The sequence below is a fragment of the Roseimaritima multifibrata genome, assembly GCF_007741495.1.
GTDB classification, from domain to species: Bacteria; Planctomycetota; Planctomycetia; order Pirellulales; family Pirellulaceae; genus Roseimaritima; species Roseimaritima multifibrata.
The window spans coordinates 1157386-1180454 of sequence record NZ_CP036262.1 but is presented as its reverse complement, the minus strand read 5'-3'; the positions used below and the strand labels follow the sequence as shown (position 1 = coordinate 1180454).

Below are 23069 nucleotides of genomic sequence, written 5' to 3'. Positions count from 1 at the left end.
CGTCTTTGCTAGTGATACCAAACATGAACTTACGGCCTGCTTTGCTCTTGCTGCTGTTGCTTTGTGGACTGCCCATTTCATCGGTGTCAGCAAAGCAAGCCGTTGCATTCTCCACAGAGATCGTGCCGCTCTTGGAGAAGCATTGCGTTGCGTGCCATTCGGTGGATGAACCCGAAGGAGGGCTGGTGCTGGCTAGTTATGCAGGATTAATGGGAGGCGGCGATTCTGGGCCAGCGATTACTCCCGGCACAGCTCAAAGCAGTCGCATACTGTTGATGATCAAAGGGACACTTGCCCCCAAGATGCCTCCGGAAGAAGACGGATTCAATGAAGAAGAACTGGCAATCCTGACGGAGTGGATCGAACAAGGGGCAATCGGCCCCAAAGACGGCGTCAAAGAATCAGCATCACCTGCAATGCAGTTTCCGAAGATTGTGACGGACGCCGAAGCCATTCAGCCGGCGACGGCGGTTTCCGTCGCGCCAAGTGGTAAACTTCTGGCAGTCGCTCGGTTCGGGTCGGTCACGCTGCAAACCGATTCGGGAGAGATCCTAAATCGCTGGGAGGATTTCCCCGGAAAAATTAATTCGCTTCGTTTTAGCAAAGACGGAAAAACCCTTGTCGTCGCGTCCGGTCTAACGGGCAAGTATGGTTTGGCGGTTCTCATCGAACTTGGAGACCTTTCCAAACAAGAGGAAGCGTTAGCTGCAAGTAAAGCGGAGCCCTCCGACGACAGTGCAACCGATCATTCTTCTCACTCTTCGAAACGCTTGTTCCAAGGGCATCGTGACACATTATACGCTGCGGAACTATCGCCGGACGGTCAACGTTTAGCGACAGCCGGATACGACCAACAGATACTTCTTTGGGATGTCGCCACAGGAGAGTTAGTCAACCGTCTAGAGGGACACAACGGAGCCATCCTGGGGCTCGCCTTTTCGCCGGATGGAAAGGTGTTGGTAAGTGGCTCGGCAGACGAGACGGTTAAGGTTTGGAATGTCGAAACGGGTGAGCGGTTCGACACATTAAATCAACCAGAAGGGGAAGTGTTAGCCGTTACGTTTACCGAGGACGGAAAATATATCCTTGCTTGTAGTGCGGACCATCGGTTTCGTGCATGGAAGTTAACATCCATTGACAAACCCCGCACAAATCCACTGATTACCACTCGGTATATCGATGATGCTTCCCTAAACGGAATTGCCATCATCCCCGGTGGCAAGGGGGTGATCGTCGTCAGCGAATCCGGCAACGCAAAAATTGTGCGTATTGCGGACTGGAATGTTGCTGCAACTTTGCAGCCATTCGGGGCAACAACAAGCGATGTGGCAGTCGCGATGGATGGGAAAGAAGCCTTCTTGACACTCTTTGATGGGACATTGGTCCGCAGAGAAATTCCCTCGCTTGCTCAACCGGATCCACCGACGTCCGAGGCTCCGAAGCACGATTCCATTTTCTTAGACCTTGCGGCTCCAACCGTTGTCGCGGAAAACCCCAAACCAAGTGCCTTAGCGACGCCTCCACTCTTACCGAGAAACGTGATCGTTCACGGAAATATCGATACCCCCAAACAAGTCGATCGCTTTCGCTGGGCTGCCAAAGCGGGCGAGGTGTGGGCGGTGGATTGTGATGCGGTGGCCGACTCAAAAGACACGACCACTGCAGGCGGATTGCTTGACCCAACTATTCAGATCGAAAATTCTGAAGGCAAAATCGTTACCCGTGTTCGCTTGCAAGCGGTACGCGAATCCTATTTTACTTTTCGAGGAAAAAGCAGTACCCAATCAAATGATTTTCGAATGTTCGGCTGGGACGGTATGCACCTGGATGACTACCTCTACTCGAACGGTGAAGTAACACGCTTGTGGATGCATCCCCGAGGTCCCGATTCAGGCTTCGATGTTTATCCCGGAGAAGGCGACCGCTGGACTTACTTTGAAACTTCGCATGTTACCCATGCGCTCGGAGAGCCCGCCTACATTGTGAAACCACTAGCGACGGACGAGGCTCCTTTGGCAAACGGACTGCCCGTTTTCGAAATCGGTTACCAGAACGACGACGATCCAATGCGGCGAGAAGGGAAGAACAGTCGTTTGATATTTAGAGCACCCTCCGACGGCCTATTTACAGTCGCCATCTCGGATCGGCGGCTTGAAGGGGGAGCCGACTATCGGTATGAATTGCGAATTCGACCAGCACGCCCCTCGTTTTCCGCCTCGGTAACCGAGATCAAGCAACCGCTACTGAGGGGCGCTGGCCGGGAATTTACCGTCCGAGTCGAACGCTATGATGGCTTTGACGGAGCCGTTGTTTTTGACTGCGATGACTTACCAGCAGGCGTACACAGCACGTTTCCGGTTACCGTTGAACCAGGGCAGAAAAGTGCCAACGGCATCCTCTGGCTGGACGAAGCGGACATAAAACTACCACCAGAATTGAAACCCACAGTTTTCGCTACAGGTTGGGGGACTGGGGTTCAGTTGGAACGTGTCGCCGGCTCACTAGGAAGCCTGACGAGTGCCGATTCAGCTCGAATCATTCCCAAAATCAGCCTTAACCAAACAGTATCGGCCTCAGGTCAGGCAAGCGAATTTTCCGAATTGACTATCGCGCCAGGGGAAACCGTGTCAGCAATTGTCGAAGTCGAACGAGCGAAGGACTTTGATGCCGAGGTAAGCTTTGGGAAAGAGAAAGCAGGACGCAATGCAACGCACGGAGTTTATGTTGACAACATCGGCTTGAACGGCTTGCTACTTCTAAAAGGCATGGAACAACGCAAGTTTTTCATCACAGCCGATCCCATTAGCAAACCTGGAATGCGTCTCTTTTATTTAAAAGCCGAACTGGACGGTGGGATCACCAGTCTACCTATTAAGCTGCACGTCCAACCGCGATAGCCGAACTTCGGCACCTCAACTATCCAGTCCCTCCGAAGGGACCATGCATATCACGGCAGGTGCCAGATCGCAGCAGGAGGCAGCATGCACACGCAAGGAAATTTGCGATCGCAAGGGCTCGTATCACCGGTGCAAGCGAGCTAAACGATCGTCAACGGGCATGCTAGCATTACGGAAATCTTAGCGAATCAGCGACATCCAATTTGGTTCGCGAGTTGACCCTCTCCCCCGACAGCGGTAGGATCGAGAAATCGAGTTGAGTCACTCTTTTCTCATGCATGGGGTAGATATGATGTGCAATGCAAATCGAAGTGAAGTGTTCAAGGCAAAAGAGATAGGCGTCTATCATGCCATGAACCAAACCACTCGCAGAACTTACTTATTCGGAATCGACCCGATTTCAGAGCGAGATTACTCGCATCGCCGGGGCTGGTATCGGGACCGGATGGCGTTGCTTGCTTGCTACTTTTGCATCGATGTTCTGGCCTATAGCGTCTTGTCGAATCACTGGCATGCCATCTTGCGCAACCGACCGGATTTGGCGGCAAAATTGACGCCACGCGAGATTGCCATTCGCTGGCTTTCGGTCACATCGCGTGCCAAGAGCCGAAACAAGAACGGCGGCGAGATCACCGAAGCGGAGATCGCTAAGATCGTCAACAACCCTGAGTCCGTCGAAGAGCTTCGGGAGCGGCTTTCGAACATTTCGTGGTTTGTTCGGCAGATGTGTCAAACACTTTCCCGGCGTTGCAACAAAGAAGACGAAGTGACAGGTCATCTATTCGGCAATCGCTTCAAGATGAATCGTTTACCGACAGAAGAAGAGATTCTGGCTGGAATGTTGTACGTCGATTTAAACCCGCTACGAGCTGGTCTGGCCGATGCATTGGATGATTTTGCGGAAGTTTCGATCAGCGAACGCCTGACAACACTCAATGATGAAGCAGCCGACCTGGAATCGTGGTTAGCACCGCTTGAGTTAGAAGGGGAGGTCGACGGCAAGCAAGTTCTTGTCACTAACACGCTAACGGCCGCCGAGGTCAAGAAGCGAGTACGGAAACGTGAAGAGTTGAGCGAGCAACTAGGGTGCCTCCCGATGAAGCTAGAAGCCTATCAAGAACTGTTATGGCATCTAGCCATCCAGTCTCGTCCGGAACTTCAGGCTTCGGACCGTCTACCGGCGAACATGTTCCGGCATCCAATGAAGCTGGGGAAGACGCCCGTCAACATCGAAGAACTAACCGACCGCCACGCCCAAATGGGGCGTCGCTACGCATCGCCCGTCGACCTTCAAACGCGCACCGCGATCCAACGGCGTCAAGAAGCCGATGCGGAATCGATCCCCATCGACAATACATGGTGCGCATTCTGACCTAGTCACGGTCGCCTTCAGCCAAAACCGCATCACAAAAGTCAAGAAAAGGGCCTTTGATCGGTACCGGTGCGCCCATCCCTCTCAAACAAGCCCCAAACAAGCCCCCAAAGGCCTTCTCAGCCATCAAAACAAGCAAACCCGAACGCCCCCAAAGGGCAAACATCCCCCGAAAAAAAGGCTAGCAAACACGAACCTCTCCCCCGACCGTAGTCTGTCCTGGACCTAAGCCCACGCGCCCGTAGTCTGTCCCTATTTATTTTCCTTTTGAACTTCTTCGGACTCTAATGCGTGGTGGCTCTTTAGCATGGCTACGAATTGCGGAAGGAGCTTTATCTGCTGCGATTCATAAAACTTCAGCAAGTCGTTCCCGAGCGCTGTGTTCAGCTGGTAGTACCGCACGCGTTTGTTGACCTGCACGAAATCAAGACGGTCGGCTTGCTCGGGCGTTAGAGTTCCCGCTGTTCGAGGAGCATGAACCGTGCAGTTTGTTAGATGCGTCCCCAATTCAGACTCGAGTGCATAAATCCGCTCGGTGCCTTCCGTAAGGTTGGGAGCAAACCGGCAGTTCAAGAAACTTAGACTGCCGCGTAGAGGACCGTCTACGTCCGCTGTACAGCGATCGATGGCACTGTCAGTGACCGATAGATTGGCGGCACTGCCGCCCAAATAGACACTCAGGTTTGGGCAGTTAGTGACTCGAATGTGTGGATAGAGTGCCTTGCTGTCTTGATACGCAATGCTCCCCTTGTCCCCGATCCGTAAATGAGCGAATGCCGGATCATTCGGCTTGGAAGGCGGAAGTGCCTCTAACTGAATATCCTCGAAAATCATTTGGCAATTGGTCGTCAATTGCTGACCATCATAGCCGCCTTCCTTCGCTCCCAAATCGTAATGATAGGGAGCGGGGATATCGACCAGCCGAATCCCTTGCTGTCGCCCCGAGACCGTTATGTTGCGTGCCGAAAGATGATGCGCAAAAAAGTGCCTTGAATCGTCCTTGGTTTTTGAGAACTTGGCGACCGACATTAACCAAACCGGAGCCGTTGACGCAGGGAATCGCTGAAAGTCAATCTGAAAGTTTTGAATGTCGATCGTGCGTCCGCAGCCGATCGGATAGCCGAAACCAAACTGCGCAGGGCGACTACTCAAAATAGTGACGGAACGGTCACTAGCGGGCGCTAGCTTGCAATTTCGAATGCGGATGTTGCCGTCCCATTTGGCTCCGAAGTCTGAGCGGAAGTTGACAAACGTATTGCCATGCTGAACGGTATTCTCAATCGTTAAATCGCCCCCCCCGGTCACCGAAATCCCTCGCAGACCAACTTCCGAATCCTTAATCGTCAGATTCCAACAATGAAAATGCACATCGATTCGATTCAGGCGACAGTTCTCAATACGAAAGTTCTTGTTGATGTTTGTGCCAAAAACTCCCCAGTGCAAATAACTCCCTTCGGCTGTGATATTGCGAAAGGTGCAGTTCAGTAAACGATTTCCGCTAATCCCGTAAGTGCCTGCACCAACCTTTTTCGCAGGATCCTTGCGGTTTTGCTCCCAAGGGATCAGACGAATATTCTCCAGTGTCGAATTGAAGACACGACTGAGCGTATAAAAACCTGAACGCGGTTCCATCGAGGTATCGCGGTGCCCAGGCTCTAAGCCAACCCACTGATTTTGAATCTTGGTCCGACTCCGCTCAATTCGGAATCCATTCGAATAATACGAGGTGTATTTCGTACCTGGATTATCGCCTGACAGATAAAACCCACCTCCGTCCACGATCAAAAAACTGTCGTTGCAGGGAGTCGCCGTCAAAGTTGTATAGTTCGTAAATTCCCAAGCGATGTCGCCTACGATCCGTCCGTCTTCTTCCACGTAGAAAAGTTCTTCACGATCCCACGATTGCCCTTTGTAACGATCGCCTGCGCGAAACCCAATCTGATCCCCCGAATCGGCGATACTGATAAGACAGTTTTTATAGGGAGCCATCTCCGAGATAACCTGGACTCCCGGCCCAAGTTTTTCCAGAAAAGATTTCTTGGCCGCTTCATCCAACTTTATTGACTTGGCAGGCAACAAGCTTGAAACACGAAATCGAGGCTTACGCTTGTCGTTGTATTTCTCGTTGATGTGGAAGATCGTGTTCCCCCATTCAACGTTGGTAGTGATGGGTATTTGATTCGTCCGAACGATCCAGAATTCCCCTTCCCGTTGGATGATCGGCAAACCATGTTCTCTAGCGAATTCATGAGCCTGCTTGATCTGCACCCCATCGTCGCTCTTACCATCACTTTTCACCCCGAACATGCGGTAATTGACGGAACTGCCCGGTAACAGTTCGGCCACCAGACCTTTGCGAATCGAAATCTTTGTGGTCTCGTCGACGGGATCTTTCGCGTCTGCTTTCACGACGACATAAGAAGCCTCTCCGCCATCACCAGCACTCGCGTATCCCAGCGTACGAACAACGACCCCAACTGCCAAAGTCGAATCTCCGGCCATCGCAGCAACTGTTGGATAAACTCTGGCTTCACGCTGAACAGAAGCAGCACTCGCACCACGATCCTGTGCCTCAACACTCGCCCCATGCGCAAACGCAAGCCCACCTAGCCCCAGCAAACCGATCACTCGCCGACGCTGAATAGATTGCTTTTCGTTGATACTTGAATTCGTCGAACGCATTGGATGTCCTTAGATCGCCAGTTGCCAACTGACTTTTGAGGTGGGGAGAGAGTGGGAGGTGGGAGGTGGAAGGTGGGAGGTGGGAGGTGGGAGGTGGGAGGTGGGAGGTGGGAGGAAATTGGGCAACGCGATGGAGAATCGCCAAAGCGATGCGATCGACAAAATTCTCAGCCAACCAGACCGAAAGGCTGGATTTCGATGTCGCCGAACCGGCACCCACAGTGCAGAAGATTATAGTTGCCGAGCCGTTAGTTTAACAGAGTTTTATCGACATCGAAGACAGGCGACGCATCACCAACAGCTAGCTTGGGGACGGAATATCGGAGAGCCTTAACAACAACGGCTGGACACGCGAAAGCACCAACGGCACGCTAACATTGCCTGAACATGCTCGCCTCTTGGAACGATCAAACAAAGATAGTCTTCGAAATGCGACAGCAATTTGAGGTGGTGCCGGTTTTGGGGGCCACCAGGAAGCTAAAAATTTGGTATGACTATCAACCACAAGCTCCTGGGGATCATGGATGGCCAAGAAAGCAAAAACGCGACGGGTTTACGATGAAGACTTTAAGCGAGAGGCAGTTCAAATGCTCCTCGATGGGCACTCCGCAAAGTCGGTGGCAGAACGTCTGGGCATTACCTGCCCAACCATCGTCCGTCGGTGGAAACAGCAGCAGTTGACAGCCGCAGGCCCGGTGGCCGACGCGATGGATGATCGGGTCAAAGAGCTGGAGAATCAGTTGCGTCGCGTCGAGCGGGAGCGCGACGTCTTAAAAAAAGCGTTAATCATTTTCGGCCGCAACGAGTAGCCGAAATCTATCCCGCTGCCGCGTCGATTGTCCAGCTGCAGATAGCATCCGAGCGAGAGGTCTGTGATTTCCTATCGCTCAATCGGTCTTCCTTTCAAGCCTGGCAGCGTTCCGGAGGCTCGGAGCGCGATGAGTCTGATGCCGCGTTACTGCCGATCGTCACTGCGGTCTTCCGAAAGCATAAACGCCGCTATGGCAGCCGTCGAATCGTTGAGGAACTGAAGACAATGGACATTCATTGCGGCCGTCGCAGAGTGTCAAAACTCATGGAAGATGCAGGACTTCGCGCGATTCAGCCGAAATCGTTTAAGCCGCGAACCACCGAAAGTCGACATCGGCTTGGGTACAGTCCTAACCTTTTGCTGGATCTGCTAGAACCGACCACCTTTGGTCAACTTTGGGTAGGCGACATTACGTACATTCCCGTCGATGGTATTGGTTTTGGATATCTTGCCACGCTGATGGATCGCTATTCACGCCGGATTGTTGGATGGGATTTCCGCGATGACATGACTGAACAACTCGCTGTGACAGCTCTTCAGCGATCGATTCGAGCTGTGCAGCCTTCGGCAGGATTGATTCACCACACTGACCGTGGTGGCCAATATGCAGGAAAGCGGTATCGTGGAATTCTCTCTCGTGCATCAATGCGACAGAGCATGAGTCGTGCGGGCGACTGCTACGACAATGCATTTATGGAATCATGCTTCGGAACTCTCAAGACTGAAATGGGTATGGCCGAATACCTGAGTATGGCGATCGCAAAACGCGAGTTGACTGAGTACATCCAGTACTACAACACCGATCGCCGACATTCATCTCTCGGCTACCTCACGCCGACACAGTACGAAGCCGCCGCATGAGCGGCGCAAGCTTCCCGGTGGCCCCCAAAACCGGCACCACCTCAATTTACTTCAGGCGACCATAGGTTTCTCGCACCAATGCTTCTCCGTAGTTTCGCTCCAGTCGCCGGATGCAAAAATGGGCTCGCGCCAAATCCTGGTAATGATCGATGAAGTAGCTATTGATAAGTGCTCCTCCAATGGCCCCGATTACCGGAATGGCTTGGGCTGCAATTTTTTCGCTCACTACGACACCGAATCGTTTGCTTATCTGAGCAACCAATCGGACCAATGGGGGTGCCGTTGAATCGGCAACTCCATTTTTCAGGAGGTACTGCGAAGCATCCCGAATCTGCGTTGCCATTGCGGCTCGAACCGCGAAATAGCCAATTTCTGTGTCATCGTCAATTTCGGTCGATTTCCCAGGATCGAGCGCGAAGACCTGCAGGCAAGCAAGTCGCGATTCGATGTTCGTTAGATCCTCTCCTTCACTACGGGCAATATCCGCAACGCTGCGAAGAATCAAAACCGTCGAAACGGGCAATTCTGCGGCAAACGTCATTCCCCCAAAAGCACCGCCTGCTGCCCCAGACAGGCCTGCTAAGAATTTATGAGTCAACAACCGTGGCTTTGCCGTTTTAAGCGAATCCTCACCAAGTGTTTTTAACGCAACATCCATCGCCACGTTCAACGATTTGTCGATCGCTGAATAGACCGCGTTTTCAGCCACATCAGGTAACAGTTTTAGTGAAGCCGTAATCGGAGTCCCTATTAACTCGGTCAGCCGGTCCGCGATTCCATGATGCTCAAGAACCAGTTTTGCCTCCTTCAATTCAACTCGTGCTTCTTCAGGAAGTTCACGATCGATTAGTTCATTGCTCATAGAAGTTCTTTTAAGTACCAGACAATTGAAACGGACATGCAAGCGAATACACCAGGGAATGCAATTTATGTTCCAACACACCGCAAATGGCGTGAACGAAACCGTTTGGCTGCCTAAATTTCCATACCGATAACAACTGGACGCTTGCTGTCCAGCCAAGAGAGCAACAAATGTGTCGGAAAATAGAATAGCAGAGGCAGACCGACAAGCAGCATGCTAAGCCACGCGGACGCGGGCATCCACGCCTGCGGTGCCGAGTCACTTAACCCATACACGTAATTTACATTGTGAGGCTGATTTGGAAACGCGAGCGGATCCCCCGGTGCTGGAAGAAGAAAATAGGAAACCAACATCAGGCCCCATGCGATCACCGTCCAGCCAACGAGCGCGCGTCGGTCGTATCCCAATCGCCAAACCAAGAACCAGACCAGCATCGGCAACCAGAAATGAAAGAAAGACAAACCTCTGGCAAATAACGAAATCTGTTCATCAAACATATAGGCGGTCATCCCCACCACCGGAAACCCAACAAGCGAACTCATGAAATCAAGCTGCCAGAATAATTGAGGGAGCGAAATCCCGACGGCAGCCAACGACGCATAGATCGATTTCTCCGTCCAGACCGCGGCAACCACCAAGAACAACGCAACATCACAGAAATACAAGAAGTTCGTCGGCCCGTACTCGCGCCAGTAGTAGACCGCGAGAACGATAGCGAAAAGGGTGTATCCGTATTTCACGGGAAGCGAAATCTTGGACATATTCAGCCTTATTAGAAACGGACCTGAAAGAACCAGATGGCTCAGCGCGTCTGAGCCATAGGCAGCCAGAGACTGTTGCCGCTTCCAGAATGCGCCAGATCATGGCGAATAATGCGATGTTTCAGAGGGCCTGAAATACGTGCCAGGATCAGGCTTCTCAACTCGCCTGCAGACCAGCGATCACACCTTCCTTATTTCGGCTCCGCGACAATCGAAACACGCCAACGCAGACGGCGCTCCGATGCTCGCATGCAAGTCTGGCACATTCGCCAACCATTTCTTCTAGTAGCGATAGTCAGCTCCATCGCGACTACGTTGGCAACTTGCTTCCAATTCTTTCAGCCGTTCTAACAACCGATTGGCTTGATCCGGCATTGTCTCAACAAGGTCAACCTGTTCATACGGGTCTTTCTTGAGATCGTATAGATGGACTTTTCCATTCTTCTTTGCTTCTTGCATCAATTTCCAATCACCCGAAATAAGAGCCTTTCCATCGATCCCTTGGTGAAGTCGTCGGTAGCCGAAGAAAAGGTCGGAACCTCGCTCGTGAATGTCTCCTTTGATCACAGGCATCAAATCGACTCCGTCTATCGGTCGCTGATCTTTTTCAGAAAACTGATATCCAACAAGGTTAGCGATGGTGGGGAAAAAATCGATCGTCGAACAGCGTACACTGGTCGCTTGCCCGCTCGGCACCGTCCCTGGCCACTCGATGCATGCAGGAACCAGTAGTCCGCCCTGGTACATCGTATGTTTGTGTCCCTTGAATGGCCCTGCCGAAGCGACACCTTTTCGCGTCAAGTCATCGGCTGGCCCATTGTCACTACAGAACACGAGGAGCGTGGATTCTTCGATCTTCAATTCTCGCAATTTTTCTCGCAGACGTCCAATCTGTTCGTCCATCGCAGTGATGCAGCCATATAAGTTCTGTCGAGCCTTCCCAAATTTTGAATACTGCTTGCGATACTCTTCGCCGGCAACCACAGGTTCATGTGGTGCATGGAACCAGACCGTGGCAAAAAAGGGAGAATCCTTATTGGCTTCGACAAACGGGATGACGCGATCCATGATCACCCGGCTATCGTCTCCTTCCATATTCTCGGTAACTTCTTTGCCGTTTTGAACATAGGGAGCCCCACCTTTCCAGGGATCACCAGGCTTGGCGCCCCAGCTGGACCAACCCTCCGGAGTCACCGTTGGGTTCCATGTCGGAACCGCACTGGTGGTCGCGAAATATTCGTCAAATCCATGTTGATCGGGCGGTGAAAAGAAACCGCGTGAACCGGCATCCTCAGGCTTTACCCAGCCCATGTGCCATTTTCCGAAGAAACCTGTTTGGTAGTCCCGCTTCTTCAACATTTCAGCGATCGTGATCTCACCGACTCGCATTCCTCCGGTATGGGCAGCCAAGATCCCAAACCGGAACGGATAGCGTCCTGTCAAACAACTGCCTCGAGTTGGCGAACAGAGCGGGGCGGCGGCATAAAACCTGTCGAACCGAACTCCTCCGGCCGCCATCGCATCCAGGTTCGGAGTCTTCAAGTCCTTATTGCCATTGAATCCGACATCGCCCCAGCCCTGGTCGTCACTCATGATCAGAATCACATTAGGCATCTCGTCTGGTTTCGATGTTTTTATCGCCTTGCCCTTGATCGCACCCGATGCTTTGGATTTTCCTGGCGACTTAGTCGAGCCCTTTGCCTTAGACTTTTTCGAAGCGGGAGTTTTTTCGGTATCTGTGCCGCGTATTTTTTCACCTGCGGTTAATTGGTCGATCCACTTGGCATGTTCCGTTTTGACATTTTGCAGATCGGGGTTCGAGGCAATATTCGTCCATTCATTTGGATCGTTCTCGTGATCGTATAACTCCTCACTACCATCGGCGTACCGGATGTATCGCCATCGTTGCGAGCGAACGGTATGGTTCCCCGCTTTTGTGGAGGTAAGAGCGGGCCGTTCCCACGAGGTTTCAGGATCCTCCAACAACTCTCGAAAGCTGAGTCCTTCCAGTTCCTTTGGTGCAGGCAAATCGCACAATTCTGCAAGTGTCGGATAGATATCGATCAAGCCGATGGTCTGAGTACAGACACTGCCGTTCCCTTTCCCACCAGGAACATGAACCGCCACTAAACTACGAGTCGATTCCTCCCAAGGCATCCACTTCCGCCAGTGGTGCTTTTCCCCTAGGTGCCACCCGTGATCCGACCACAACACAACGATCGTGTTATCGGCATACTCGCTTTGTTCCAAATGCCTGAGGACCTGGCCAACACAATCATCTGTCAAAGCAACACAAGCGTGATAAGCATGCACCAGTTCACGTCGATAGGTTGGGCTGTACTGCTTAACCGCATCCTCCGCGATCAGTTCCTGACGGTCGAGCACCCACCGCCGCCCGATTTCCGGAACATCATCCAAATCGTTTTCCAAAACAGGAGGCATTGTCAGTTGCTCGCGATCAAATAGATCGAAGTACCGTTTCGGAGCCGTCAGCGGCGTATGCGGCTTGTAAAAACCCAACGCCAAAAAGAATGGTTTGTCGTACTTCTTGTCTAGCTGAGATTTCCCCCAAGTCGCGATCTGTTCGTCAGGCATCTCGCCTACAGGAATATCAAGCGCCGCCCAAGCGAGTGAATCGGAGGCCTTCTTACCGAAACGTTTCGTGAACTGCCGACCCTCCGGAGGTTCAGGCCCCCAGCGAAGAGTCTTCGGACCGATCTCGTCCCAGTACGCCTTCTTGCCATGATCATTGTGATAGATCTTTCCCATGCACATGGCTCGATATCCGTTCTCACGAAACCAAACAGGCATCTGCTGTGCGTTTCGATACGCCTCCGTTGCGGGCTTTGTGGTGTTCCCATAAATGCCGGTCGTTGATGCGTAGAGCCCCGTCATGGCGGAACTGCGCGACGCATTGCATAAACCAACTTGGCAGTGAGCGTTGTTGAACAGCACGCTGCGACTAGCAAACCGGTCGATGTTCGGAGACTGTGCATCGGGGTTGCCCTCCATGCACCCGACCCAATCATTTAGATCGTCCACCGCAATAAACAGGACGTTCGGTTTGGCAGATACGTCCCTCTCGGCGGTCCGTCCAACGGACGGTACCAACAAAAAGAAAGCTACCAAGACCGCAAAAACAGGTTTCATAGTGAATATCGGCGAAAAGGAGAAGCAGCTAGACAAGCCTGGCAGAGGACTGCAAGGAATTAGATTTTACTCCAGGAGCCGTCTCAATGGAGCCGTATCGCCCAGGATTTGCATTTTCACACGTGCCAACTCCTTTGGCGATCGCCAAAGCATGGCGTCACATCTATCCGTCGACGAACGGCCACTCGAACGAAGGAAGGGCAATGGGTGAGCCCGCAACAGATCGGTGTTCAGAGGTATCGCTTGGACGGACCGGTATTCCCCCCCTCACAACACCGAGGGTGTAGCGTTCATGTGGCTCACCCAAAGCAAATTCATATTCCAAGGTTTTAGCCCCCCCGGTAAACTAGAAGCAACTCACCCAATTCTTCCGCTCGGGGTTCCACGATGCGATACATAACGATCTTGCTTGCCTGTTCATTTTTTGCAGTGGCACACACCACGGGCGCCGACGAACCGCAAGTTGCGGTTTTCGATGCGGCAGGTGAGTTACCAGGAAATCGCCATCTAATTAAGACTTACAGAGTTGAAGATCTTCCAGTCTGGAACAAGGACAAGACATTCAATCCGAGTCTCCTCATGCAACTAATCCGGTTGAGCGTATCACCGCCGGAATGGAAGTTTTTCGGCGGGAAATCGATAATGGTTCCCTACGCCAAGACAGCATCTTTGGTCATTTCCGCTCCAGAAAACTCCCACGACGACATTCTGAAATTAATCAAATCACTACGAGCCCACCTACCCAAAGACAAGTAGTTTCAAGGACACATCCAAAACCAACAGACAACCTTAAGAGCACTGGTAGCGGGAGCTGGTAGCGGGAGCTGGTAGCGGGAGCTGGTAGCGGGAGCTGGTAGCGGGAGCTGGGAGTTGGGAGCTGGGAGCTGGGAGTTGGGAGCTGGGAGCTGGGAGTTGGGAGCTGGGAGTTGGGAGACAAGGAGTTGGGAGCAGGGAGTCGACCACGCTCACAATCAAACCGTTCCCAGCAACTTATTTTCACTCCTTCACTCCTTCACTCCTTCACTCCTTCACTCCTTCACTCCTTCACTCCTTCACTCCTTCACTCCTTCACTCCTTCACTCCTTCACTCCTTCACTCCTTCACTCCTTGTCTCCTTGTCTCCTTGTCTCCTTGTCTCCCTGCCCCCTTCACTCAATCACCGGTGCTTCCACGCCTTGAGACTTTAGGGCGGCTACATACCGCTCCGGGTCCGCGGCGATTTTCTTGGCACATCCGGGGCAGCAGATATAGATTGCTTTGCCAGCGGCGTTCACTTTGTAGGGGCCGCCCATTGCCTCTAGAGGCTCGTCCATCACGGGGCACTTCTTTTGTGCGGCGATGAATGGGGCATCGAACGCGTTGACTTTGAAGATGCCTTCACGAACCTGCTCGGTACCTGCTGGCACCATTGCTCCTTCACCCCCAACTCCTTCACTCTTTTCTTGACTTCCATACAGCATTGCCACGTACTTTGCGGGCTCGGCTTGCACTTTCTTAATACATCCTTTGCAGCAAAGAAAAATGGTTTTTTCGCCAACCATCATCTTCACGGGAGTCCCCATTCCGCCAAGCGGTTCATCCATGACGGGACAAACTTTTTGGGCAGCGATTGCGGCGGCATCGTCTTGCGTCGCAGTCGAGACCGTGATTTGCGGGCGACCGGCAGCATACTTGGTGGGATCGGAATGAACAGCGTTAACACATCCGGCACAGCAGACGAATAGTTTCTGCCCATTTACATCCAGCGCGAGCGGATCGCCCATACTGCCGAGTGGTTTTCCACTGACAGGACAGATCTTTTGCCTCGCAATCGCAGCTGCAACCAATTGTTGTTCGCTAACCGGAACGGTTGCGACCTCATTGAAATCGACAATCGAACCGTGGAAAGCATCCAGGCCAACCAACTGGACGGCGACATCGATTTGCCGACCGGCGACCTGCGACAGATTCACCGGCGCCGTCAATGCTCCTTTACCGTCAGGAAGCAAATCGTAGCGATAGCGTTTCGCGTTCCCCTCGACGCGAACCGAAACGGCTCCACGTCCCTTATCAACGGCAATCTGCTGGCCCGCCCCGTCATAGACGAACATCTGCAGCCCCCCTTGAGAAACAATCGTTTCGATCTGCAAGTCACCAACCTGCTTCAAACTGCCTCCACGTGCCCCAACGCGTGCCGCCTCTAGAGCCGACGCTTCATCATTCTGAACAGCGTGCCCGGACCGCGACTGCAAAGTCTGAGCAACACTCGTCGAAGCAAACATCGCAAACAAACAAGCAGTAGCAACAAGTAAACGTTTCATAAGAGAACTTCCTTTCAAGGTAATGGACAGTACGTTAGATGCATCAGCACAAGAATTCTTCACAAGACAAGGAGACAAGGAGACAAGGAGTTGGGAGTTGGGAGTCGGGAGTCGGGAGTCGGGAGTCGACCACGCACACGATCGCACCGTTCCCAGCAATTCTCCTTCACTCCTTCACTCCTTCACTCCTTCACTCCTTCACTCCTTCATTGTTTTTTTCGAAAAGTTCATCTTGGAATCCGAAGCGCATTTTCAGTTCTAGGTAACCGCTGTAGAGGGTTGGTACTATGAAGGAGGTAAATGGTTCGGCCAGCATGCCTCCGAACACCGGGATGGCCATTGCTCGCGCCACATCGGCTCCGCGTCCTGTTGCGAGCAATACGGGAACCAATGCTGCTAGCGTCGTGACGGTTGTCATCATGCAGGGACGAATGCGTTTTAAGCCCGCTTCGTAGACCGTACTGCGAATATCTTCGATCGTTTCTATCTTCCGCTTTTTTAGTAACTGATGGATGTACGTTGCCATCACCACGCCGTCGTCGACCGCCAACCCAAACAACGCAATGAAGCCAACCCAAACCGCCGTGTTTAATTCGACATCCATCGTCGCAACCGCGATCATGCCACCGGCGAAGGCAACGGGGATCCCAGAGAAGACTGCCAACGAAATGGAGAAGTTGCGAAACTCGAGGTAGATCAATAACAAGTTGATACAGATAACTACAGGAATGATCCACATCAGTCGCCGGTTTGCTTCGATTTGATTGCGGAAACTTCCTACCGCCTCGAGCGAATATCCAGCCGGCAGGTCCAGAGTAGGGGAGACAGGCATCGAGGCGTCGCGGAGCAGGGGAGTGCGTGATTTTTTTTCGGCTCCGGTTTGGTTTTCTCGGCCACTTCCTAGCTGCGCCACACGCAATTGCTCTTCGATTGCTGCGACAGATTCCAAATCCCCTTTCAGACCACTGGTCATGAAGGCGACGTGTGCGACCAGCCGACCGTTCTCGCTATTGATCGCTCCGGGGCCCCAGGTCGTTTCCAGCTTGGCAAGTTCTTCCAATGGGACAACGGCCCCCGATTGCGTGACCACTGGTAGGCGTTTCAGCCCATCGATCTGTTCCCGCAGGTCACGACTGTATCGAAGCCGTACCGGATACCTTTCGCGGCCTTCGACGGTCTTGATCAAATTCATTCCACCGAGCGCCGTTTCGATGACTTGGTTGACCATCGAAGCATTCATCCCGTAACGTGAGGCGGCCTCACGATCGACAGTGAATTCAACGTACGGTTTTCCCAGCACGATATCGGGATTGACCGTACCAGCATTGATCAGTGGCGATTTCCTTAATTCCGTTGCGACATCCATCGCCGCATCGGCAAGCGCATCCAGTTTGTCACCGTAGATACGAATGGCCATCGGAGCCTTGATGCCCGATTGCAACATCACGACTCGGCCTTCGATCGGTTGTAAAGCCGATGCGGGAGTGACGCCGGGCAAGGTCGCGACCCGGTTGATTTCATCCCACACGTCGCGTGCGGTAACGCCCTCTCTCCACTCACTTTCGGGCTTCAACATCACGTAGGTTTCAATCATCGCCGCCGGAGCTGGGTCGAGTGCCGATTCGACGCGACCAATCTTGCCGAGCACATCTTTGACTTCGGGAATCTGGCCAATCAGCACGTCCTGCGTCTGCAATATCTGCATCGCTTGCGAGAAACTTGCTGCCGGGTAGAGCGTCGGCATGTAGAACCAGCTTCCTTCATCCAGAGCAATCCAGTCATCGCTCTGCAAACCGGTGAAGACATGTTTCGCGTCCACATATCCAGGAAAGTCATTCAGTTCGGCTCCGAAGACGTTGGCGAGTTTTTCGACGGGACGCAGCACAGTTGGCATTCCGACATAAGCGCCCACACCGATCACCAACAGCACCAGCGGAAACGACAGGGCGACTGCTTTGTGATTCAGCGCATGCCGCAGCCGAGCCGCATAAATCCAACGCACAAATCGGCTGGAAGGGATTTCTTCAATCGGGCGAATCCGCTCTCGCATCAGCTGCCAGCCTCCCACAAACCCAATCGCCGCGGCAAACTGGGTGACGATCCAAGTTTCGATTCCAAAACGATCGGCGAGTCGCGATCCCCACATAAAATGCGAAGCGAATCCAAGCAATCCAGCCAACGAGATTCCCGCGATCAACGCGGTCCGCTTCCGCCGTACGGAACTCCGCAGCATCAATCGGCACAAGGCTGGCACAATCGTGACCGCGGCGATCATCGCCGCAGCAATCGCAAACGTTTTGGTGTAAGCCAATGGCGAAAACAGCTTGTAGTCTCGCCCCGTCAAAAAGAAGACCGGCAAGAAACTAACGATCGTCGTGGCCACCGCAGTCAAAACGGCCGGAGCGACCTCAACCGTTGCGTTGTAAACAACCTGTGAACGGGAAGTGGAAACATCATTCGGATCCACCAAATTTGTTGCTTTACCCCCCCCTCCAACTCCTGGCTCCCTTACCCCCGACTCTCCCACTCCCGACTCTTTCCCTCCACGCTTCGACTCCCAGTCCGACAAGTGCTGATAAATATTTTCGGAAACAATAATCGCCATATCGACCATTGTTCCGATCGCGATCGCAATCCCAGCGAGCGACATGATGTTCGCTCCAACGCCCACCACTCGCATCGCGATAAACGACATCAGCACCGCTGCTGGCAAACAAACCGCGACGACAAAGCTGCTGCGGATGTGCAACAAGAACAACAGAATGATGATCGCCGTGATAATGATCTCATCACGCAACGCGTGCGTTAGTGTGGCCATCGTTTCATCGATCAGACCACTACGATCATAAACGCCGTGAATCTTCACCCCTTGGAGCGATGGAGTGATCGCGGCGATCTTCGCTTTGACTCGATCGATCACGACACGTGGATTTTCGCCATATCGCATTACGACCACACCACCAACCGCTTCGGCTCCGTTGTAGTCCAACGCACCTCGACGGAAATCGGGACCGATCTGCACCCTTGCGACATCGCGGATACGAACAGCAACACCGTCACGTTGGATGATGACCGCATCCTCGATGTCCTCAACCACGATAGCGGGGTCAAGGTTCGTCGATTGAGGCGGGCCACGGGGCGATTCACTCAAAGGATTTTGATTGGCTTCTTCACCTCTGTCCGAGCCAAGAAAACCTTTGCTGCGGACGATAAACTCCATGCCGGTGGATTCGACGGTCTTGGCACCGACATCCAAGTTCGATCCATCAATCGCCAGCGCCAACTTAGCGAGAGAAATCTCGTGAAAGCGAAGTTTGTCAGGATCGACTTCGATCTGATATTGACGAACGTAACCGCCAATCGACGCGACTTCGCTGACGCCTTCGACCGCCTGCAGTTCATACTTAACCACAAAATCTTGCAGACTTCGAAGTTCCGCCAAACCCATCCCCTCTTCCGGAGGCTGTAGCGTGTAGTAGTAGACCTGGCCAAGTCCGGTTGCATCCGGCCCCAACTGGGGAACAACTCCTTCGGGCAACTGGGACGCGGCCGACCCGAGTTGCTCAGAGACTCGGCTGCGTGCCCAGTAAAAATCAATATCATCTTTGAAGGTCACCTGCACAAAGCTGTATCCAAACATACTCTTGCCGCGCACCGACTCGGCCCCCGGTACCGCCAGCAACGAAACGCTAAGCGGATAAGTCACCTGGTCTTCGATATCTTTGGGCGACCGTCCAGGCCAAGGCGTCAGGACAATGACTTGGTTCTCACCAATATTAGGAATCGCATCAATCGGTATAGCACGAAAGCTAAACCAACCAGCAACACTCAACGCGATCGCAACCATCACGACCAGCCAGGGTTCTTTAACGCAGAAGCGGATGAGGAGGTTAAGCATTTTCATCCTCAAAATCATCAGACAAGGAGACACGGAGAGGGGGAGACAGGGAGAGCAGTTCTGATTGATCGATGAGCGGAGCTTCTACACTGGAATACACAGACAGCTCTTCCTTCGTCTTAAGCTCATCGTTCTCACGGTTCCTTCCGCTGCCTCCTTTACCGACGCACCACTTTTCCGGAGCGACAATCATCGAAACGATCATCCGTAAGATTTCGTCGTAGAATTCATTTGCTTGCTTGGCCGTTTGCTGATCAAGATAGCCATGGGCAGCTGCGTATTCGATCCACACTTGGGTCTCGGCTGCCTCCCCCTCAGCGATATTTAGCGTGCTGGCGAAGTGCTTTACGTAACGTCGCTTTCGCCAAGCTTCAGCGATATTGGCACTGACACTCCGAGACGAACGTCGCATTTGATCAGTCAATGCAAACATTTCCTCGCGTGGGAATGATTTCGACAATTCAAAAATCCGCTTTCCTGCTGAAAATGATTTTTGATAGACGATTAAGTCTCGATGACTGTAGATCCGGTCACTCATTAGATTCTTCTCCGTTTAATCCATCTTCAACGACTCCCACTCTCCCCCTCTCCGTGTCTCCTTGTCTTCCCAACTCCCCCACAACCTCCCCGCACCTCAGCATCTCAGCGCCCCAATACGGGTTCGCCAACTCTCCCCCTGGCTGCATCCAATCCCCTCCTCCGCCGGGAACCATTGGGCAGTAGTAGTGCGTTAGGTTCGCGGCCGTCTTGGGGCCTCGAGCAACCACGGCGGCTTGCAACAGTGCGTGACTGACGCTGCGGTAAGATGCTCTTGCGGCTTCCAACGAGCCTTCCATTCCTCTTGCGGACCGCCTTGCAGCGGCGTACCTGCGCTGAGCTTCATCGGGAACGTGGGCAGATGTTTCCAGTTCACGAAGTCCTTCGATCAGTCCGCTCAGCGCTACTGGAGGTGGTGTTTGGTCAGCCGCCATCGCTCGTTGAATTTCAAAGTAGGCGTCGTAGGTCCGGTCCACCAAATCGCCGGTATCGCTTGTCAGCGTGACCGGATTGGATTCGGGAGTTTCAAGCGGCCCCGGGGGATACGAGGGGGCTTTGGAAGGATCGAGCAACGACGGATTGCCGGCCAATTGCATTTGCGAATCGATCAAGAAATTGCCTCCTGTCGCCACCTTCTCGCCCGCGGACAAACCTTCGACGATCACCGCTTCGGTTCGGTTCATCGGACCAATAGTGACTCGGCGAATCTCGAAACGTCCCGGTTCGGTTTCGACGTAGATCACACTATTCTCGCCGGCAAGCAAAACCGCATCACGTGGGACCGTTACGACCTGCTGAGCTGGCAACGGATCGGACGAAAACCCAAGCTGCGAAGTCGGCACCAGCGCCATATCACACAAAGGACAGTCTCCCGCCTCGTCTCGAATAACTTGAGGATGCATGGGGCTGATGAATTTGTTTGCAAGCGCCGGGTCATAGACCTTCGCCATCGGGATCGCAGGAACGGTGACTCGAGCGGTGGCGTAATCACCCGGCCGCAACTTACCATCAAAGTTCAATATCTCGACTCGAACACGAACGGTCCGGGTCGTTGGATTCACTACCGGATCGATAAAGGCAACTCGTCCGGTAAAGACTTCCCCCGGCGCGGATTGAATCTCGGCTTCGACTTGTTGACCAAATCGAACCGCGGATGCGTCGTCGGGAAACAGGTCCAGCATCAGCCACACGGTACTTAGATCGGCAACGCGATACAGTTTGCTGCCGGTTGTCACATAGTCCCCCTCGAACGCTGATTTTTCGATCACGGTTCCACTTTGAGGCGACTTGATGCGAATCCGCGACACCGGCTTGCCGGACTTCGCGAGTTCATCAATCTGGCCTTGCGTCATCCCCAATTCGGTCAGTTTCTCGCCAGCCATTTCATGGAGATCACCGCCGGAAATTTGGAAACGTCCGATTTTGCCATCGCTGTTCATACTGGCAACAAATTCGGCTTGCGCGGTGTAGATCTGAGGGCTGTAGATCAGCGCCAAGTCATCCCCTTCGTTAACTTTCACGCCCGCGTAGTTGGCGTACATTTTTTCCAAGCGGCCGTCGAAGTAAGCGCTGATGGTCGAGAGCCGGCTTTCATCGAAATCGATCGAGCCGATTGTGCGAATGGTTCGATTAACCTCGCCCGTCTTGGACATCGCGGTTTGAATACCGACCAAACGTCGAGCGGAGGGTTCTATCGTGACCGAGATCCCGTCGCCGCCTCCACCGCCGGTCGCTTCGACCAACTCCATAGCACAAACAGGACAACGACCTGGCTCCGTCGTCGGTGGCGTACACATCATGGGACATATGTAACGCTTCGCCTCGCCACCCTCAGCAGCGACTGTCTCACTCTGACCACCAGCAGTCAGCCACTCCGTCCGCTGTGCAACGCCCAGCAAAAAAAAGATCAACGCCGCCGCAACCACAACCGCCCCCGCCTGCGAAACAGTACGCACCAGCCAACGTCGTGACGCGGAGTTTGAGATGGGAGTAGGGGAGGTGGGAGTAAGGGAGCTGGGAGCAGGGGAGGTGGGAGCAGGGTGAGAAACGGAGAGACCTTCGTCCACAACTGCTCCCAACTCCTTGTCTCCTTGTCTCCCCCTCTCCTCCACTCCCAACTCCTCCACTCCCCTCTCCCCCACTCCGCCATCGGGCGTTTTTGATTTATCTTGATTCATGATTGTTCTCACAACGACCAGCACCTATTGGTGCCGATCCGGGCATGGTTTCAATTGGAATAGCTTTGAACCAAATGAGCGCGCAGCGTCACTTGCTTGAAAACCAATTTGAGAGTGAAGACCTGCGAGCGCGCAGAGCTCCTAAGATGACGGGATCAGATCCGCCAGATGCACAGAACTCGCTGTGAGAAATGTGGCGAGATATCGCCGATAGGCAATCGAGACGTGGCACGGTCTGGTCGAATCGAAGAATCGCCAGACGTGTCGACATGATCCAAGTAAGCGATGACCACAAGACTGCGAACCAACAGTTCGGGAGCACGATGAGGCAACGGCGCAGCGGGCTCGGAACGAATGCCACACATACAAGCCGACACAGCATCCGATTCAGGCATCAACGCATCATCGTCACTCGCCGGTGGCTCCGACAAGGCAGCAGTAAATTCTCCGCAGGAGTCACCCACCGCCCATCGAGTTTTCAGCGGCGTGCCACAACCATCGGCAGCCGCTTCACTATCCCCGCAGCACCCACGAAGAGAGCCTTCGCCCCCCACGTCGCAGCACTTGCAGCCAGTGCAAGCAGCATCAGACGCACAGCAAACTCCAGCAGCCCCCCGATCACACATCCCCTGCGCAGCCAGCATCGCCATCGGCTGAATCACCAAAGCAGCGATCAGACAAATGCTAACAGCAGTACGAATAGAAGGGAAAATACTCACAACAATCTTTCCAAAAGGAATACCCGTGATTTCTCTATTGTA

The 23069-nt window shown here is 53.2% G+C and carries 14 protein-coding genes; 5 read left to right on the top strand and 9 right to left on the bottom strand.

Annotated features, from left to right (window positions below):
- Positions 1–23: 23 nt before the first annotated feature.
- Both FF011L_RS04435 and FF011L_RS04430 read left to right on the top strand, forming a co-directional pair.
- Positions 24–2897: a c-type cytochrome domain-containing protein gene (locus tag FF011L_RS04435; RefSeq protein ID WP_218933005.1), complete on the top strand. Its 2874-nt coding sequence runs from the start codon at positions 24–26 to the stop codon at positions 2895–2897.
- 352 nt (positions 2898–3249) lie between these two features.
- Positions 3250–4269 (top strand): hypothetical protein, encoded by a 1020-nt coding sequence (locus tag FF011L_RS04430; RefSeq protein ID WP_218933004.1) that lies wholly within the window; start codon positions 3250–3252, stop codon positions 4267–4269.
- A 252-nt stretch (positions 4270–4521) separates the two neighbouring features.
- Here the strand turns inward: FF011L_RS04430 and FF011L_RS04425 are convergent, their stop codons facing one another.
- Positions 4522–6951, bottom strand: coding sequence for a hypothetical protein (locus FF011L_RS04425; RefSeq protein WP_145350465.1), 2430 nt, complete (start codon positions 6949–6951; stop codon positions 4522–4524).
- A 524-nt stretch (positions 6952–7475) separates the two neighbouring features.
- On the opposite strand from FF011L_RS04425, the gene FF011L_RS26745 reads away from it, so the two are divergent.
- Positions 7476–7760, top strand: coding sequence for a transposase (locus FF011L_RS26745; protein WP_246109524.1), 285 nt, complete (start codon positions 7476–7478; stop codon positions 7758–7760).
- A gap of 5 nt (positions 7761–7765) precedes the next feature.
- Positions 7766–8623 carry an IS3 family transposase gene (locus tag FF011L_RS04415; protein ID WP_246109931.1) on the top strand — a complete coding sequence of 286 codons (858 nt, stop codon included), beginning with the start codon at positions 7766–7768 and terminating at the stop codon, positions 8621–8623.
- 46 nt (positions 8624–8669) lie between these two features.
- Here FF011L_RS04415 and FF011L_RS04410 read toward each other — a convergent pair whose 3' ends face one another.
- The 3 genes from FF011L_RS04410 to FF011L_RS26740 all read right to left on the bottom strand — a co-directional run bounded on the left by FF011L_RS04410 (position 8670) and on the right by FF011L_RS26740 (position 13396).
- On the bottom strand, positions 8670–9485 hold the full coding sequence (locus FF011L_RS04410) for an EcsC family protein (protein WP_145350461.1): 816 nt from the start codon (positions 9483–9485) through the stop codon (positions 8670–8672).
- 113 nt (positions 9486–9598) lie between these two features.
- Positions 9599–10246 (bottom strand): hypothetical protein, encoded by a 648-nt coding sequence (locus tag FF011L_RS04405; RefSeq protein WP_246109735.1) that lies wholly within the window; start codon positions 10244–10246, stop codon positions 9599–9601.
- Positions 10247–10528: 282 nt separating this feature from the next.
- A complete protein-coding gene (locus tag FF011L_RS26740) occupies positions 10529–13396 on the bottom strand; it encodes a sulfatase-like hydrolase/transferase (protein ID WP_246109734.1) in 2868 nt (955 codons plus the stop codon).
- A 387-nt stretch (positions 13397–13783) separates the two neighbouring features.
- Between FF011L_RS26740 and FF011L_RS26160 the strand changes: the two genes are divergently transcribed.
- A complete protein-coding gene (locus tag FF011L_RS26160; protein ID WP_218933003.1) occupies positions 13784–14152 on the top strand; it encodes a hypothetical protein in 369 nt (122 codons plus the stop codon).
- A gap of 392 nt (positions 14153–14544) precedes the next feature.
- Here the strand turns inward: FF011L_RS26160 and FF011L_RS26735 are convergent, their stop codons facing one another.
- The 5 genes from FF011L_RS26735 to FF011L_RS04365 all read right to left on the bottom strand — a co-directional run bounded on the left by FF011L_RS26735 (position 14545) and on the right by FF011L_RS04365 (position 23027).
- On the bottom strand, positions 14545–15696 hold the full coding sequence (locus FF011L_RS26735; protein ID WP_246109733.1) for a hypothetical protein: 1152 nt from the start codon (positions 15694–15696) through the stop codon (positions 14545–14547).
- A gap of 190 nt (positions 15697–15886) precedes the next feature.
- Positions 15887–19594: an efflux RND transporter permease subunit gene (locus FF011L_RS04380; RefSeq protein WP_145350459.1), complete on the bottom strand. Its 3708-nt coding sequence runs from the start codon at positions 19592–19594 to the stop codon at positions 15887–15889.
- Positions 19587–20132: a four helix bundle protein gene (locus FF011L_RS04375; protein ID WP_145350457.1), complete on the bottom strand. Its 546-nt coding sequence runs from the start codon at positions 20130–20132 to the stop codon at positions 19587–19589. Before FF011L_RS04375 ends, FF011L_RS04380 begins: the two co-directional genes overlap by 8 nt.
- Positions 20125–22308 (bottom strand): efflux RND transporter periplasmic adaptor subunit, encoded by a 2184-nt coding sequence (locus FF011L_RS04370; protein WP_391560910.1) that lies wholly within the window; start codon positions 22306–22308, stop codon positions 20125–20127. Before FF011L_RS04370 ends, FF011L_RS04375 begins: the two co-directional genes overlap by 8 nt.
- A gap of 155 nt (positions 22309–22463) precedes the next feature.
- Positions 22464–23027 carry a hypothetical protein gene (locus FF011L_RS04365; protein WP_145350455.1) on the bottom strand — a complete coding sequence of 188 codons (564 nt, stop codon included), beginning with the start codon at positions 23025–23027 and terminating at the stop codon, positions 22464–22466.
- Positions 23028–23069 lie beyond the last annotated feature (42 nt).

Excerpts from the sequence above, each read along its gene's own strand:
- FF011L_RS04435 (WP_218933005.1), top strand. The coding sequence starts at position 24 with ATGAACTTACGGCCTGCTTTGCTCTTGCTGCTGTTGCTTTGTGGACTG.
- FF011L_RS04430 (WP_218933004.1), top strand. The coding sequence starts at position 3,250 with ATGAACCAAACCACTCGCAGAACTTACTTATTCGGAATCGACCCGATT.
- FF011L_RS04425 (WP_145350465.1), bottom strand. The coding sequence starts at position 6,951 with ATGCGTTCGACGAATTCAAGTATCAACGAAAAGCAATCTATTCAGCGT.
- FF011L_RS26745 (WP_246109524.1), top strand. The coding sequence starts at position 7,476 with ATGGCCAAGAAAGCAAAAACGCGACGGGTTTACGATGAAGACTTTAAG.
- FF011L_RS04410 (WP_145350461.1), bottom strand. The coding sequence starts at position 9,485 with ATGAGCAATGAACTAATCGATCGTGAACTTCCTGAAGAAGCACGAGTT.
- FF011L_RS04405 (WP_246109735.1), bottom strand. The coding sequence starts at position 10,246 with ATGTCCAAGATTTCGCTTCCCGTGAAATACGGATACACCCTTTTCGCT.
- FF011L_RS26740 (WP_246109734.1), bottom strand. The coding sequence starts at position 13,396 with ATGAAACCTGTTTTTGCGGTCTTGGTAGCTTTCTTTTTGTTGGTACCG.
- FF011L_RS26160 (WP_218933003.1), top strand. The coding sequence starts at position 13,784 with ATGCGATACATAACGATCTTGCTTGCCTGTTCATTTTTTGCAGTGGCA.
- FF011L_RS26735 (WP_246109733.1), bottom strand. The coding sequence starts at position 15,696 with ATGAAACGTTTACTTGTTGCTACTGCTTGTTTGTTTGCGATGTTTGCT.
- FF011L_RS04380 (WP_145350459.1), bottom strand. The coding sequence starts at position 19,594 with ATGCTTAACCTCCTCATCCGCTTCTGCGTTAAAGAACCCTGGCTGGTC.
- FF011L_RS04375 (WP_145350457.1), bottom strand. The coding sequence starts at position 20,132 with ATGAGTGACCGGATCTACAGTCATCGAGACTTAATCGTCTATCAAAAA.
- FF011L_RS04370 (WP_391560910.1), bottom strand. The coding sequence starts at position 22,308 with ATGAATCAAGATAAATCAAAAACGCCCGATGGCGGAGTGGGGGAGAGG.